12 protein-coding genes are annotated in these 15,085 nt (G+C 37.9%); 6 read left to right on the top strand and 6 right to left on the bottom strand.

The features are described from left to right. Positions 1-69: 69 nt before the first annotated feature. From GYX25_RS08415 to aspS, 3 genes are read right to left on the bottom strand one after another with little or no spacing between them, the layout of a single operon-like run. Complete coding sequence (locus tag GYX25_RS08415; RefSeq protein WP_174787175.1) at positions 70-486, bottom strand: hypothetical protein; 417 nt, start codon at positions 484-486, stop codon at positions 70-72. Between the two features lie 14 nt (positions 487-500). Next, entirely contained in the window at positions 501-950 is a 450-nt protein-coding gene (gene nudB, locus GYX25_RS08410) for a dihydroneopterin triphosphate diphosphatase (protein WP_174787174.1), read from the bottom strand. Between the two features lie 9 nt (positions 951-959). Then, positions 960-2,717 (bottom strand): aspartate--tRNA ligase, encoded by a 1,758-nt coding sequence (gene aspS / locus GYX25_RS08405; RefSeq protein ID WP_174787173.1) that lies wholly within the window; start codon positions 2,715-2,717, stop codon positions 960-962. 277 nt (positions 2,718-2,994) lie between these two features. Here aspS and GYX25_RS08400 point away from each other — a divergent pair, with 277 nt between their 5' ends. The 5 genes from GYX25_RS08400 (at position 2,995) to dusC (ending at position 7,384) form a co-directional block, all read left to right on the top strand. After that, positions 2,995-3,786 (top strand): DUF3100 domain-containing protein, encoded by a 792-nt coding sequence (locus GYX25_RS08400; protein ID WP_091348514.1) that lies wholly within the window; start codon positions 2,995-2,997, stop codon positions 3,784-3,786. Then, complete coding sequence (locus tag GYX25_RS08395; RefSeq protein ID WP_091348510.1) at positions 3,783-4,232, top strand: hypothetical protein; 450 nt, start codon at positions 3,783-3,785, stop codon at positions 4,230-4,232. The genes GYX25_RS08400 and GYX25_RS08395 overlap by 4 nt, the downstream gene beginning before the upstream one ends. A gap of 20 nt (positions 4,233-4,252) precedes the next feature. Continuing rightward, positions 4,253-5,572, top strand: a complete 1,320-nt coding sequence (locus GYX25_RS08390; RefSeq protein WP_091348507.1) for an amidohydrolase — start codon at positions 4,253-4,255, stop codon at positions 5,570-5,572. Between the two features lie 76 nt (positions 5,573-5,648). After that, on the top strand, positions 5,649-6,410 hold the full coding sequence (locus tag GYX25_RS08385) for a molybdopterin-synthase adenylyltransferase MoeB (protein ID WP_174787172.1): 762 nt from the start codon (positions 5,649-5,651) through the stop codon (positions 6,408-6,410). Positions 6,411-6,418: 8 nt separating this feature from the next. Beyond that, a complete protein-coding gene (gene dusC / locus GYX25_RS08380) occupies positions 6,419-7,384 on the top strand; it encodes a tRNA dihydrouridine(16) synthase DusC (RefSeq protein WP_174787171.1) in 966 nt (321 codons plus the stop codon). A gap of 1,787 nt (positions 7,385-9,171) precedes the next feature. Here dusC and GYX25_RS08375 read toward each other — a convergent pair. Next, positions 9,172-10,860 carry a hypothetical protein gene (locus GYX25_RS08375; protein ID WP_174787170.1) on the bottom strand — a complete coding sequence of 563 codons (1,689 nt, stop codon included), beginning with the start codon at positions 10,858-10,860 and terminating at the stop codon, positions 9,172-9,174. Between the two features lie 934 nt (positions 10,861-11,794). Between GYX25_RS08375 and GYX25_RS11280 the strand changes: the two genes are divergently transcribed. Further along, entirely contained in the window at positions 11,795-11,926 is a 132-nt protein-coding gene (locus GYX25_RS11280) for a hypothetical protein (RefSeq protein WP_255457064.1), read from the top strand. A gap of 123 nt (positions 11,927-12,049) precedes the next feature. Here the strand turns inward: GYX25_RS11280 and murJ are convergent, their stop codons facing one another. Together murJ and GYX25_RS08365 are read right to left on the bottom strand one after the other, a co-directional pair. Beyond that, positions 12,050-13,588, bottom strand: coding sequence for a murein biosynthesis integral membrane protein MurJ (gene murJ, locus GYX25_RS08370; RefSeq protein WP_174787169.1), 1,539 nt, complete (start codon positions 13,586-13,588; stop codon positions 12,050-12,052). Positions 13,589-13,729: 141 nt separating this feature from the next. Beyond that, positions 13,730-15,085, bottom strand: a complete 1,356-nt coding sequence (locus GYX25_RS08365; RefSeq protein ID WP_091350729.1) for a citrate synthase — start codon at positions 15,083-15,085, stop codon at positions 13,730-13,732.

Raw genomic sequence — 15,085 nt, 5'->3', positions numbered from 1 at the left:
TGACTCATCTTGAGTTAACAAAATCTAAAGGTCTTTTAATCCTTGATGAAAAACTATCATGCAATTGAATTAGTCAGCATCAAAGTTTTCACTGTAAATAGGTACTTGCTTATTTTGATTACATGCAACAATTTTAGGTAATAGGGTTTCAAACTGTTTTTTGTCAATTTCAATAAATTCATCCTGATCAACTTGATAAAATAAATATTGTTCAGATTCATCATCGAATCGGAACGAGGCGAGCCAGTCATTACGATCATCACTATTTTCATTAGCAAATATCTGAATAATACTATTTTCACGCTTTTCAGGTTGGTCATGTAATTTGTAATCAATGATATTCTCAGCGATTTTAGCGTCATATTCATCAAAAATAATATAATCACTTTGATTGGGTTGGCACTTTTTTATACTTATTTCCGCATGACTGATGGGTACAAAAAAACATAAAAAGGACAACACAAGAGCAGATAGACTCAATTTCATTTTCGACCTCTTAATTAAGATTTAAGCAAACTATGAATTTTAACAATAGCCTCACTGTTATTTGGCGATACAGTAAGACTAGTAGCCTCATCAATCGTTAGCCATTGATAAGCTAAATGTTCAGTAAGCACAGGTGTTATCTCATTAATAAGAGGTAGATAAAACCAATGTTCTTTATTTATCTTAACTTCTGGCGCATATCTATGTCTAAATTGAGGAAAAATCTCAAACTCAACGGTATGCTTTGCATCTATTAACTTAAGATTTTGCCCTATAATATCAATGCCGGTTTCTTCAAAGACTTCACGAATCGCAGTATCTAATGGCGATTCATTAGCTTCCATGCTACCTGTAACTGATTGCCAAAAACAAGGGTCATCCTTACGCTGCAACATAAGACAACGATTTGTTGTCTGGCAGAAAATCACTACCAGAACAGATTCAGGATTTTTAAATTTCTGCATCAAATATCGCTATTTTTTACTTACTTCAATACCCAGTTCAGTTAATGCCGCCGCGTTAGCTGGGCTTGGAGCATCGGTTAATAAACATGCGGCAGCGGTTGTTTTAGGAAATGCTATTACATCGCGAATATTATCGGTTCCACTTAATAACATGCTTAATCTATCTAATCCGAATGCTAATCCTGCATGTGGTGGTGTGCCGTATTTTAATGCATCAAGTAAAAAACCAAATTTTTCACGTTGATCATGTTCATCAATACCTAAAATTGAAAAAACCGCTTGCTGCATTTCACTACGATGAATACGAACTGATCCCCCCCCCACTTCATAACCATTTATAACCATATCATAAGCATTCGCAACAGCATTTTCTGGATTTTTGATAAGTTCTTCTGGCGTATAATCTTTTGGTGACGTAAATGGATGATGCATCGCCGTTAGTCCTTCGTCGGTTTCTTCAAACATAGGGAAATCAACAACCCAAAGCACTGCCCATTTACTTTCATCAGTTAAGCCTAAATCTTTACCAACTTTTAAACGTAATGCGCCAAGTGCATCACTCACAACTTTATAACTATCAGCACCAAATAATAGAATATCGCCATCTTTAGCATTGGCTCGATTAAGTAGGGCTTCCATCTGTGATTCATTAAAGAATTTTGCTACAGGACTTTGTACGCCTTCTAGCCCTTTATGACGTTCATTAACCTTAATCCATGCCATACCTTTAGCACCATAAACCGAAATGAATTGTGTATATTCATCTAACTGCTTGCGAGTTAATTGAGCGCCATTTGGTACACAAAGTAAAGCTACGCGACCTTTAGGATCATTGGCCGGAGTTGAAAACACTTTAAAATCAACATCTTTAACAATATCAGCCACATCAATAATTTCGAGCGGATTACGTAAATCGGGTTTATCGCTACCAAAACGACGCATCGCCTCAGCAAAAGTCATGATAGGGAACTTGCCTAAATCAACATTCTTAACATGCAACCAAAGTTCACGAATCATTTGTTCCATAACCTCACGCACTTGTTCGGCTGTCATAAATGAAGTTTCAACATCGATTTGAGTAAATTCAGGTTGACGATCGGCTCTCAAATCTTCATCTCGAAAACATTTTACAATTTGATAATAGCGATCAAATCCTGACATCATCAGCAATTGCTTAAATAACTGTGGCGATTGAGGAAGAGCATAAAATTCACCTTTATGAATTCGGCTTGGTACTAAATAGTCTCGAGCTCCCTCAGGTGTTGCTTTGGTTAACATTGGGGTTTCAATATCTAAAAAACCATGCTCGTTCATAAATGAACGAACAAACGCAGTAATTTTGGCACGAGTTTTAAAAATCGTTGCCATTTCAGGGCGACGTAAATCGATATAACGATATTTTAAACGCTGTTCTTCACTATTATTTTGATTGAAATCAAGAGGTAAAACATCGCTACGGTTAAATATAGTCAGCTCAGTGGCCAAAATTTCAACCTCGCCAGTTGCCATCTCTTTATTGATTTGACCTTCAGGTCGAGCTCTCACTTTCCCTTTAATCTGAATACAAAATTCATTACGTAACTCACCAGCAAGTTGATACGCTTGTTGATAATCAGGGTCGAAAAACACCTGAACAATGCCTTCACGATCGCGCATATCAATAAAAATCATACCGCCTAAATCTCGACGTTTATTGACCCACCCACACAATGTTACTTCTTGATTAATATGAGATGCCGTTAACTGACCGCAATAAATTGAACGCATAAAATATCCTGTTTAAGTATCAATCTTTAAAAATAGTGTTTATTATAAAACAAATAAAACCCTTATAAAGGCATTTATTGAGATTTCTTCTTTAATTGTTTAAATATTTTGTGTTGTTATTACCATATTGTTTACTAACGCGTAATTGATGGAACTTGTTTGTTGACGTAAGTAAATTAGGTTATGTATATTAACTACACAATGATAATTGTTGCTTATGATTTTAGTGACTATAACTAATTTTATTAACAATAAAATATTCTATGAGGCCATAAGGATGGAAATGTTAAAAGACTACAAAGTGCATGCTCTTGCACTAGTCGTTGTTTTAGTATGTGAGTTCATCGGTAAACAATCGATTTGGACTATCTCAGTGTACCCGATGTTATACGCCATGATTATTGGCGGAATAATTAGTCTGCCCAAATTAAAAATATTAAAACTAAAAAATATGAATCATGCCAGTACCATCATGATGGTTACTTTAATGCTACTTGTTGCCAAGCTTGGCGTTTCGGTTGGTCCTAAAATTGATATGATTTTAGAAGATGCGAAATTAGCCTTAATTTTTCAAGAGTTAGGTCATTTTGCCGGCACGATTTTATTAGGCTTACCACTGGCAATGATATTAGGCATGAAACGCGAAGCGGTGGGCGCAACTTATTCAGTTGCTCGCGAACCCAATATCGCGATCGTTGCCGACAAATATGGATTAGATTCTGCTGAAGGTCGTGGTGTTATGGCGATGTATGTGTGTGGCACGCTTTATGGCGCTATTTGGATGAGCATACTTGCTAGCGTAATGGCAAAATTAGATATCCTCCATCCTTATGCGTTAGCGATGGGGGCTGGGGTTGGAAGTGGTAGTATGATGGCGGCATCACTTGCACCAATCAGTGACCTTTATCCTCAAATGGCTAGCGAAATCAAAGCCTATGCAACAACAGCAAATTTAATATCAAGTATTGTTGGTATTTATATTTATACACTATTTTCGTTACCTTTTGCCTCTTTCTTATATAACCTTTTTGCCCGCTTACGACGTAACAAAGAAGGAGCGTTATCATGAAATGCCTAGAAACAATATTTTTACTGATCTTAGTTGCTATTATTATGGCCGCCGGCAATACTGTAGGTTACAAAATTGATTTTATGCTGTCGCTACAAGCATTATCAATCTTAGTTGCTATCTCAATAGTCGGCTATTTAGTTGGTAAAATTCCACTATTAAACAAATTTCCAGTTATATTATGGGTATCAGTCGTAGCCGCAGTTGTTTCATCACCAATCTTTCCTTATCACGAACAAGTTGTTTCAATTACTGATCAAGTTTCTTTATTGGCTGTCTGTACCCCAGTACTTGCTTATGCAGGACTAGCTATTGGCAAAGATTTAGCATTATTTAAAAGTATCTCTTGGCGAATCATCCCTGTTTCGTTAGCCGTGTTTTCAGGTACCTTTATTTTTGCGGCAATCATTGCACAAATAACCTTGCATTGGGAAGGTGTTATCTAATTTGAATTAGGATTTAACGTATGACAAAAGAAGAACTTAAAAAAAAGGTTTGTAACGCAATAGCAAACCGAAAAGCTGACATCAAAGCGATTGCTCAGTCAATTTGGGCAGAACCAGAGCTTGGTTATAAAGAACACAAAACCGCTAAAAAAGTCGAAGAAGCCTTTGAAAAATTAGGTGTACCATTTAAAAATAAATTAGCTCTAACTGGCGTAAAAGGTCGCTTAAAAGGCGGAAAAGGTAGTCAGTACAGCATTGCTGTTATTGGCGAGCTTGATGCCATTATTTGTGCTGATCACCCTGCTGCTGACGAAACATCTGGCGCTGCGCACTGTTGTGGGCATAATGCGCAAATTGCCAATATGATGGCAGTCACGATGGGATTAATTGATGCAGGGGCTATGCAATTTTTAGCGGGCGATGTCGTACCTTTTGCGGTGCCTGCTGAAGAATATGTTGAAATCACTTATCGAAATCGCTTAATTGAAGAAGGTAAAATCAAATATATTGGTGGCAAACCAGAGCTAATTTCGCGGGGTGAATTTGACGATGTTGATATGGCACTGCAAATACACTTAACTAGCGTACCCAATGACCGCCAAGATGGTTTTATCGAAATATCAACCACTAGTAATGGTTTTATCGGTAAACTGATTAAATATAAAGGCGAAGCGTCACACGCGGCTGCTGCACCACATGCAGGTGTCAATGCCTTAAATGCAGCGATGATGGGAATGATGGGTGTACACGCGATTCGCGAAACATTTCAAGAAAAAGACTATATTCGATTCCATCCGATTATTACTCAAGGCGGTGATTTAGTTAATGTGGTTCCAAGCGATGTGAGAATGGAAAGTTATGTGCGAGCTGGCAATGTGCCCGCAATGATTAATGCCAATGAACGAATTAACCAAGCGTTAAAAGCAGGTGCTATGGCAGTTGGTGCCACCTGTGAAATTAAGGACTTGCCAGGCTATTTACCATTAAATAACAATCCAACGCTTAACGAGCTTTTAAAACATAATGCCGAAGCGTTAATTGGTGAAGAAAATGTTTCAGTTGCCCCTCATATGACAGGAAGCACCGATACAGGCGATCTATCCCACATTATGCCTGTTAGCCACCCATGGATTGGTTCGGTTCGAGGTGTTTTACACGGTAAAGATTATACCGTATTTGATGAAGAGATGGCTTACATCCGTCCTGCGCAAATGATGGCCTGTACAATTATCGATTTACTTTATGACGACGCCAAAGCTGCACAAACGCTGATGTCAGAATATAAGCCACTTATGACCAAAGAAGAATATTTAACATTCCTATCTGGCTTTGACAAATAATCTTAATCGCTTGGCACATTGTTGTGCCAAGTTTCTGTTATAATGCTTTTCATAATTAACCCAATAATCATCCACTATGCAAGAACTGACTGATCAAGAACTGTTTCGTTATGATAGACAAATCACATTGCGTGGTTTTGATATTGATAAACAACAAATATTGAAAAACAGTTCAGCACTAATCGTCGGTTTAGGCGGACTTGGCTGTGCGGCATCACTCTATTTGGCTGCATCAGGTTTAGGCAAATTAACGTTAGTTGATTTTGACACCATATCAAAATCCAACTTAAATCGACAAATCTTATATACCGAAACAGCCATCAATCAATATAAAGTCGAGGTTGCAAAAGAAGCCTTAACCAATATCAATGCCAATACATTAATTGAAACAGTGCATCAGCAACTTGACGATGACAAGCTCCTTGCGCTTATCAAACAGCATAATATTGTCATCGACTGTACTGATAACTTAGTGACACGAGAGCAAATTAACCGTTGCTGTTTTCATGTAAAAAAACCGCTAGTTTCTGGAGCAGCAATCCGTATGGAGGGATTATTAAGCGTATTTACTTATCAGCCTGATGAACCTTGTTATCACTGTTTGAGCCGCTTATTTGGTCAAGATCAACTCACATGTGTTGAAGCAGGTGTCATGGCGCCGCTTGTTGGCATGTTTGGCACCATGCAAGCCTTAGAAGCCATCAAAGTGCTAACCCAATATGGAAAACCATTAATTGGTCGTGTACTAATGATTGATACAATGACAATGGAATTTAACCAAGTTAAATTTACCAAACAACTTAACTGTCGCATTTGTGGAAACAGTCATATTAATTAGGTTTCGCAATGAAAATTAATCGCATTATTTTAGCGCCCATGGAGGGTGTGCTTGATTATCAAGTCAGACAACTTTTAACTGAAATTAACCAATTTGATTATTGTGTGACTGAATTTATTAGAGTAACCCATCATAAATTATCTAATCGAACCTTTTATCGCCTATGTCCTGAGCTTTACCATAACGGAAAAACTAAATCTGGCACGCCAGTTCGAGTGCAGATCCTTGGCCAATCGCCAGAGTGGATGGCGGAAAATGCCGTTAAAGCTATTGAATTAGGCTCTTATGGTATCGATATCAATTTTGGTTGCCCAGCCAAAACGGTCGTTGGCAGTCACGGAGGCGCTTATTTATTACAATATCCCGAGCAGATATTTAATATTGTCAGCCAAGTAAGGCAAGCGATTGGGGCAACGCATAGATTATCAGTCAAAATTCGCTTAGGATGGGATAATAAATCGCATTGCCATGACATCGCCAGTGCCATTGAACTTGCCGGTGCCAATGAAATTGCTATTCATGGCAGAACCAAAGAAGACGGCTATAAAGCCGAAAAAATAGATTGGCAAACAATAGGTCAAATCAAGCAACATCTAAACATACCCGTTATTGCTAATGGTGAAATTTTTTCTATTGAGGATGCAAAAAATTGCATAAACCAAAGCCAAACTAACGACATTATGCTAGGGCGAGGTATTTTAACAATTCCTAACTTAGCCAATATGATTCGAACTGAACAATCATCATTCAATTGGCAACAAGTGATGGAAATTTTAATCCACTATGCGACATCCTCCATTGATGACGTTAAACCGCTTTATCATTCTGCACGTATCAAACAGTGGCTTGCTTACTTAAAACAGCACTATGCTCAAGCAGCAGAAGTTCTACAAAATATTCGAACACTCAAATCACAGCAAGAGATCTGTGATTTTTTAGCGAATAACGGCCCAAATAAGTGCCTTAGGGAATAATAAAATAGCTAATTGGTGTTCATTACGCATCGGCTATGATTACTCGTATCATCCTGATACTTGTCTTTGTTGTTGGCGCATTCTTACGCCGGAATAGGACAAATAACATAACCATCATTTTTTGGAAGGGTTATTGTGTTTTTATAAGGCGATTTTTGTTAAAAAATAGCTAGAAAAAACTTTAATAAAATCAATACCTTTTCTGACCGATTTTTGGGCGGAAAATTAGGCCTTTTTTGTTTTGGTGAATAGAATAAATTGAGTGCAGTGGTTTCGGACGTTTTGGCCTTGGGTGGACAAAATAGCTATTGTGACCACGTCCGAGTCAGGGAATTAAAGCGAATTCCCTGACAACCCGCGCTTTGGCTGCAGAATGTGGCCTGCGGCTACCCGACGCCGTCGCTCGGTCTTAACGCACCGTTTGTGATGCGTTCCAGACGCAGCACAAACTCGCCAAACGTCCTGTTTGGCGTGCTAACCTCGCTCTGTTGTCGGCACATTCTGACGCTGGAATAAGACAAATAACATAACCATCTTTTTTGGGATGGGTTGTTGTGTTTTTATTAGGCGGTTTTTGTTAAAAAAACAGCCAGAAAAAAACTTTAATAAAATCAATACCTTTTCTGACCGATTTTTGGGCGGAAAATCAGGCCTTTTTGGGTTGGTGAATAGGATGGATTGGGTGCGGTGGTTTCGGACGTTTTGACCTTGGGTGGACAAAATAGCTATCGTGACCACGTCCGAGTCAGGGAATTAAAGCGAATTCCCTGACAATCCACGCTTTGGCTGCAGAATGTGGCCTGCGGCTGCCCTCCGCCGTCGCTCGGTCTTAACGCACCGGCTATGATTCGCTCCCGGCGAAGCATAGCCTCGCCAAACATCCCTGTTTGGCGTGCTAACCTCGCTCTGTTGTCGGCACATTCTGACGCCGGAATAGGACAAATAACATAACCATCTTTTTTGGAATGGGTTGTTGTGTTTTTATAATTATATCGTTGATTTTATTTTGATTAAACGCCTACACGGCGTTAAGGGGTCTCAAGAGGTCAAGTGAGGGGATGGCATAGTTTCTAAACCGCCTACACGGCGTTAAGGTAGAGCTTAAGATTTGATAAATCTTGCTATATAAAGATAAACAACAATTTCATCTTTGAAAACCCTTTTTTTGAGGTGTTTTTTAATGTGTTGATTTTATTTAATTTTAAATTATCGTTAAAAAAAAGGTTTGGAGCGGTTAAATTGTTGTTATTAGAGCGCTATTTGTGGTTTTGTTGAGTTGTTGTATGTCGGCGCTTTGCTTAGGTTGTGTAAGTGATTGATTTATCTTAAAAACATCAAAATAAAAACTTCAATAAAATCAATACCTTTCCTGACCACTTTTTGGATGTAATTGCATTGCTTTTTAACACAAAAATAACTCACAAAAAGCACTAAAGGTTATGTAGTTTGTCTTGTTTCGGCGTCAGAATGTGCCGACAACAGAGTGAGGTTAGCACGCCAAACAGGGATGTTTGGCGAGGCTATTCTCCGTCTGGAACGGATAATAGCCGGTGCGTTAAGAGCGAGCGACGGCGGAGGGCAGCCGTAGGCCACATTCTGTAGCCAAAGCGTGGGATTGCAAAGGGAATTCGCTTTAATTCCCTTTGCTCGGACGTGGTCACTGTGGCTATTTTATTCACCAAAGGTCAAAACGTCCGAAACCTTGCCGTACTATAAATAGACCACAAATCTCTATCTTCACTATAACCACCTCTGCGGCCCAAAGATTAAGGACTAAGAAGTAACAGCTAAGGTGCAGTGCAAACAGCGTAGTTGTGGATGAACACACCGTGGCTGCTAACTCCACCATTGGCCGAGCTGACAACAAAGCTAGTGCTACCTGCTACATCGCTCGTCCAGTAGAAGTGGTCGGCAAAGCCCACATCAGCGTAGATGTACATAACGCCCCACTCCGTGAAAAATCCTGCACCTATGTGACGCTGGTAACCATTAAAACCTGAGGACGGCGTGGCGCCTACTGCACCTTGACACCAATATCCTGAATGCCAACCAGAACAAACCGCATTAGTTAAATCATTGACCTTAGCAATGCGATAACCCAAATTTCTACACCAAGAGGATAGGTTAAACTGATTACGCTCACTAACACCACTATGGACGAACCACTGCTTTAATACAAATCCATACCTCACCTCATTACCTCGACCATCCCTTCCCACCAACTCAAAGGTCTGTGGTAAACTTGGTACGCTTAAACGACTAGGACTATCTGAATCTATCTGATTACTACTTGCCCTTGGACCTCTTAACATTACCCGTGTTACATAACTGGATTTATCTCTAATCCATTCATCAGCTTGTAGGATATTTCCATCTGGGGCCGTGAATGAACCAGAACGCGGCTTTATCCAACTTACCGTTGCGCTTATACTACCATTCGTGACAACAGACCACGTCAACTGACTTCCATCAACTCCACCTATGTCTAAATCAAAATACAAACCATCAGCACCCGTTGTAGGAAAATTTTGGTCGTAAGATGATGAACTCGTTGACTGAGTTAAAAAACCCTTAACAGGACTCCATATGTTAGCTGAACCGGCAAAGCGAGGTTCATCATTAGAATGGATAGTAGTACCACCCATTAACAAATTCGGCCTTGCGTAACAAACTCGAGCAACAGTGTTATACGGATTGATATAATAATCCACCATAGCTCCACCGAAATTACTACTCCTTGGCACCCCATACTGGGTAGTTAAACTTCCTCCTGTACTTATTAACCTTACCCTATAAGGAGCATTACATATATCTAATGCATCACTACGATTAACAGTATTGCCATCCTTATCCGTAAATGATACCGATATACTCCCCGATGCGGTAACTCCATTTGTTCCCTGTCCATCCCCATCATCATCTTCCCAATTACCCTGAACAACCAAATCATTCATACTAATTGAACTCTGTGATGACGGGACGACCATTGTTATATGATCTAAGTTACTCCCCACATACGGCAAACTTATCGGATTTGCTGCACTTGATGGATTAGTAGATGGCGTGATAACCCGACCATCCTGCAATCTTATAGACAACAAATTGTCTGCATCTGTTACCTTTGTCCGACCACCGTCGAACGTTAAATATGGCGCACTACCCTCTATTTCCTTTGATGTATTTGCCGTCAATGCTATAGAACACTGCGCATACGACAATAAGAGTAGCAACGCAAAGAACAACGGCAATTTAGGTAATCTAAATAATTTAAGTAAGTCTGATAATTTAGATAGAAAAGATAAGTGTCTCGGCCTTCGTGATAACCCTGCCGATAAACATGGCGATTTCGCCAAGTGCAATGATTTTGATAATTTAGGTGATAAAAATAAGAACTGAGTCTGATTTAAACTACAGCGAAAATGAAAAAGATTTAGGGCGTAGGTTTGGCAGGCCAGATGCCAGATGCCAGATGCCATGCATGGTAGCGCATTTCGATTATCCTGTCAAGTAATTTTTTGTTTTATTTGAATTTTTTACAACTGACTGCTTAACTGATGAGCTCTCTCTTGTTTTGAAAGAGATTGAATTATAATCGGTTAATTAGGAATGTGCTAGTTTTTGTTAAAAATTTTAAGGTTTTGTTGTCCTATTTTTGGGAGGAATAGTTTGGGTGGTGTTTTTTGAATAAAAAAACACCACAAAAAAAACCAATAAAATCAATTACTTTTCTGACCGATTTTTTGTTTTAGAAAATAATGCTTAGTCACTTTATTAAGAATCAAACCAACTAGCATAATAAGCAATATCAACAAGAGCAAGCTACGACCTACACGAATCAGGGTAGTGCCGTTAATATAAAACCTTATTGGCATATGGTATAAAGAGATAAAATAAACAATGAGACAAATAAAAATCAGTATGACAGATACAAAAACACTTTTAATGAGCTTTCTGATTGAATTTTATTAAAGGGCTTTTTAAAACAGTTTTTAGACAAAAATAGCCCAATTAGTATAGCACCAATATAAATAGCCTTTAGAAAATTACTATCTCTCCAGTCAAAAGCAATAACGATAAACATTGAAAATAAAATGAAGTGAATATTTGAGCTGTTAGTTTCTGTAATTGCAAAGGGTTGGTTACTTTTTACAAAGAACTTTTCAAAGAAATTTGTTAAATAGTAAATTAATAAACTGTACAACAAAAAGCAGAAAACAACTGATGGGATAATCATTATCATCATTGGCGAAATAGGGCTCTCGTAGAAATAAACAATGATGCTTTGTTGAATAAGTTCAGCTACTGTCGTGAATATGGCCATCATGACAATCAATAATACTGTATTGGTTTTATTGACAATATGAATATTAGCGTAGTGAAAAACAAGCGACAACAAACCCAAAATCCATAATGTATCTACAAGATTATTTAGAAAAAAATAAAATACCAGGGAATAAAGAACCAAGTGTTTCAAAAGAAATGCTTGATTCGGGTCGTAAAAAGGCAAAACACAACCAAAGAAAAGAACTCAACACAAAATAAACTAAACTGCCAATAATGGGAAGAGTAAAAAAAGACACTTTATTCATCTTATTTCCCTATTAATTTTACTTAAACGTTCCTGTTACCTAAAATTTTTAACAAAATTTTAATTATTGTTTGTTGTTAATCAATTCGTTTAATAAAGTGTTTGATCTTAAATCCCATAGCAATCAACGACGCAAAATAGACAACGATTCCAACAATTACCAATGCAAACAATCGCCCAATACGAACCAACATTGAGCCGGTTGACCAGTCAGGTAATAAGTGTGAACCAAACCATAATGCCGCAGACATTAAAATTACCGCTATGACGATTTTAATTAAAAACCGATACCAACCGGGTTGGGGTTGATAAAGTTGTTTTTTACGTAATTGCCAATACAATAATCCAGCATTAAAGCAAGCAGCTAAACCAATGGATAGTGAAAGGCCTGCATGCTGTAATGGCCCAATAAAAACGAGATTCATTAGTTGAGTTAAAATTAACGTGACAATTGCAATTTTGACGGGTGTTTTAATGTCCTGACGGGAATAAAATGCGGGTGCTAACACTTTAATTAAAATCAATCCAAGTAGACCGATAGAGTAAGCAACTAAAGCTCGCTGTGTCATCAATGTATCATTTAAAGTAAATTGGCCATATTCAAATAACGTTGATATAAGTGGGCGAGAAATAACACCTAATGCAATCGTGCTTGGTAAGGCCAATAAAAAGCAGAGGCGCAATCCCCAATCTAACAACTCTGAATATTGTTTATGATCGCCTTTAGAAAAGCTTTTAGCTAACGATGGCAATAATATAGTACCTAATGCCACACCAAGCACACCGGCAGGGAATTCCATTAATCGATCCGCATAATACATCCACGAAACCGAGCCAGAAACAAGAAATGATGCAAAAATTGTATTAATAATTAATGATATTTGTCCAACAGACACCCCTAAAATTGCCGGCCCCATCTGTTTTAAAACCCGCCAAACACCACTATCTTTAAAATTTATACGAGGTAACACTAGCATGCCAATCTTTTTTAAATAAGGTAGCTGATAGAGTAATTGTAAAATCCCACCAACACCAACCGATACAGCAAGCGCTAATACCGGAGGGTTAAAGTAAGGAGTTAAAAATAGCGTGAATATAATCATACTCACATTAAGTAGTGTTGGCACAAAAGCAGGAACAGAGAAACGATTCCATGTGTTGAGTATAGCGCCGACAAGTGAAGCCAGTGATATAAAAAAGATATAAGGAAAGGTTATACGCAACATGGTCGTTGCAAGTTCAAATTTTTCGGTTGACTCTTGCATAAATCCTGGTGCAGTTAACATAATAACAAAAGGTGCGCTGACAACACCAATAAAAGTAACAATAGCTAATACTAGCGTTAATAAACCTGCAATATAAGCAACAAAGGTACGCGTTGCTTCAATCCCTTGCTGATTTTTATATTCAGCTAAAATAGGCACAAAGGCTTGCGAAAAAGCACCTTCCGCAAAAATACGCCGCAGCAAATTAGGGAGTTTAAAGGCTACAAAAAAAGCGTCAGTTGCCATACCAGCGCCAAAAAAACGCGCAATAACGGCATCACGAACAAAACCTAATACACGAGAGACCATCGTCATTGAACTAACTGTGGCTAAAGATTTTAAAAGATTCATATCTAATTTATATAAAAAGTATACAGCTGAAAACTGATAAGGAAGCATAGTCTACAAACTATTACTTTAAATCACCACGCTTTTTTCAATAAATAATGGTTTTTATTCATGCCGCCAGCATAATACTGACGGATGATAAGTTTAACGATCTTTTAATGGAATAAACGGCATAAATTGACCAATATTTTTATAAGCAGGGCGAATAATTCGGCGATCATCAAAATTAAGCTCTTCAATTCGATGAGCACACCAACCAACAATACGTGACATTGCAAATAATGGCGTATAAACCTCTCGAGGTAAGCCAATCATGTCATAAACAAAGCCAGAATAGAAATCGACATTGGCGCAAACTTGTTTTTTTGTTCTGGCATTTTTTCGATTCAAAATAGCATGGATAGCACGTTCTTCAAGCAAATTTAAAAAATTATACTCTTTTTCTCGCCCTTTTTCTTTGGCTAGTTCATACGCCATTTCTTTGAGCAACACAGCTCTTGGATCTGATACCGTATAAACTGCATGCCCAATACCATAAATTAGACCCTTTTTATCAAATACATCTTTATTTAAAATACGTTGTAAATAGGCATCAATTTCATTTACATCACTCCAATTTTTAATTTCTTTAGCTAGGTGTTTAAGCATTTTACCCACTTGTAAATTAGCACCACCATGTAATGGACCTTTTAACGATCCAATACCTGCCGCAATTGATGAGTAAGTATCAGTGCCTGTAGAACTCGTCACTCGTACCGTAAATGTTGAATTATTTCCGCCGCCGTGTTCTGCATGGATAATCATTGCCAAATCAAGCACTCGCACATCAAGTTCAGTATATCCTTCAGATCCTTTCATCATGTATAAAAAGTTTTCAGCAATGGAAAAATCCTCATTTGGGTGGCGGATATGTAATGATTTACCTTTAGCGCTGTGACTTAACATATTATAAGCATAGGCAATAATGGCAGGAAATTTTGCAATGAGATCTATGGATTGTCGCATTAAATTATCACGGGATGTATCATCAGCTTTAGAATCATAAGTATACATTTCAAGCACTGTTCTTGCTAAAATATTCATCACATCATGACCTTCAAGTTCCATGATAGCAATCTTAGTTTGCTTTTCCAGTGCCATTGATTCACAAAGTAATCGTGAAAAATCGTATAACTCTTCTTTATCGGGTAAAGAACCTGATAATAGTAGATAGATCGTTTCTTCAAATCCTGTTCGTTGCTCTTTTTGTGCATTATGTACAAGATCTTCAATATCAATGCCTCGATATAATAATTTCCCTGGAATAGGTTTTAATGAACCACCTTCTAAATGTTCATAACCTAGCACATCTCCAATTTTGGTTAAACCAACTAATACGCCAGTGTGATCAGCATTACGTAACCCACGTTTTACATTAAAAGTTTCAAATAATTGTGATTCAATTTTACTAGTGTTTTTAATCGTTTCAGATAATTTATAAACTAAATATTTTTCTTTCAT

It is taken from the genome of Gilliamella sp. ESL0254 (genome assembly GCF_013344985.1).
GTDB classification, from domain to species: Bacteria; Pseudomonadota; Gammaproteobacteria; order Enterobacterales; family Orbaceae; genus Gilliamella; species Gilliamella bombicola.
The sequence above is the reverse complement of the archived record's forward strand: the minus strand, read 5'-3'. Positions and strand labels throughout refer to the sequence as shown.

Excerpts from the sequence above, each read along its gene's own strand:
- GYX25_RS08415 (WP_174787175.1), bottom strand. The coding sequence starts at position 486 with ATGAAATTGAGTCTATCTGCTCTTGTGTTGTCCTTTTTATGTTTTTTT.
- nudB (WP_174787174.1), bottom strand. The coding sequence starts at position 950 with ATGCAGAAATTTAAAAATCCTGAATCTGTTCTGGTAGTGATTTTCTGC.
- aspS (WP_174787173.1), bottom strand. The coding sequence starts at position 2,717 with ATGCGTTCAATTTATTGCGGTCAGTTAACGGCATCTCATATTAATCAA.
- GYX25_RS08400 (WP_091348514.1), top strand. The coding sequence starts at position 2,995 with ATGGAAATGTTAAAAGACTACAAAGTGCATGCTCTTGCACTAGTCGTT.
- GYX25_RS08395 (WP_091348510.1), top strand. The coding sequence starts at position 3,783 with ATGAAATGCCTAGAAACAATATTTTTACTGATCTTAGTTGCTATTATT.
- GYX25_RS08390 (WP_091348507.1), top strand. The coding sequence starts at position 4,253 with ATGACAAAAGAAGAACTTAAAAAAAAGGTTTGTAACGCAATAGCAAAC.
- GYX25_RS08385 (WP_174787172.1), top strand. The coding sequence starts at position 5,649 with ATGCAAGAACTGACTGATCAAGAACTGTTTCGTTATGATAGACAAATC.
- dusC (WP_174787171.1), top strand. The coding sequence starts at position 6,419 with ATGAAAATTAATCGCATTATTTTAGCGCCCATGGAGGGTGTGCTTGAT.
- GYX25_RS08375 (WP_174787170.1), bottom strand. The coding sequence starts at position 10,860 with ATGGCATCTGGCATCTGGCATCTGGCCTGCCAAACCTACGCCCTAAAT.
- GYX25_RS11280 (WP_255457064.1), top strand. The coding sequence starts at position 11,795 with ATGTATCTACAAGATTATTTAGAAAAAAATAAAATACCAGGGAATAAA.
- murJ (WP_174787169.1), bottom strand. The coding sequence starts at position 13,588 with ATGAATCTTTTAAAATCTTTAGCCACAGTTAGTTCAATGACGATGGTC.
- GYX25_RS08365 (WP_091350729.1), bottom strand. The coding sequence starts at position 15,085 with ATGAAAGAAAAATATTTAGTTTATAAATTATCTGAAACGATTAAAAAC.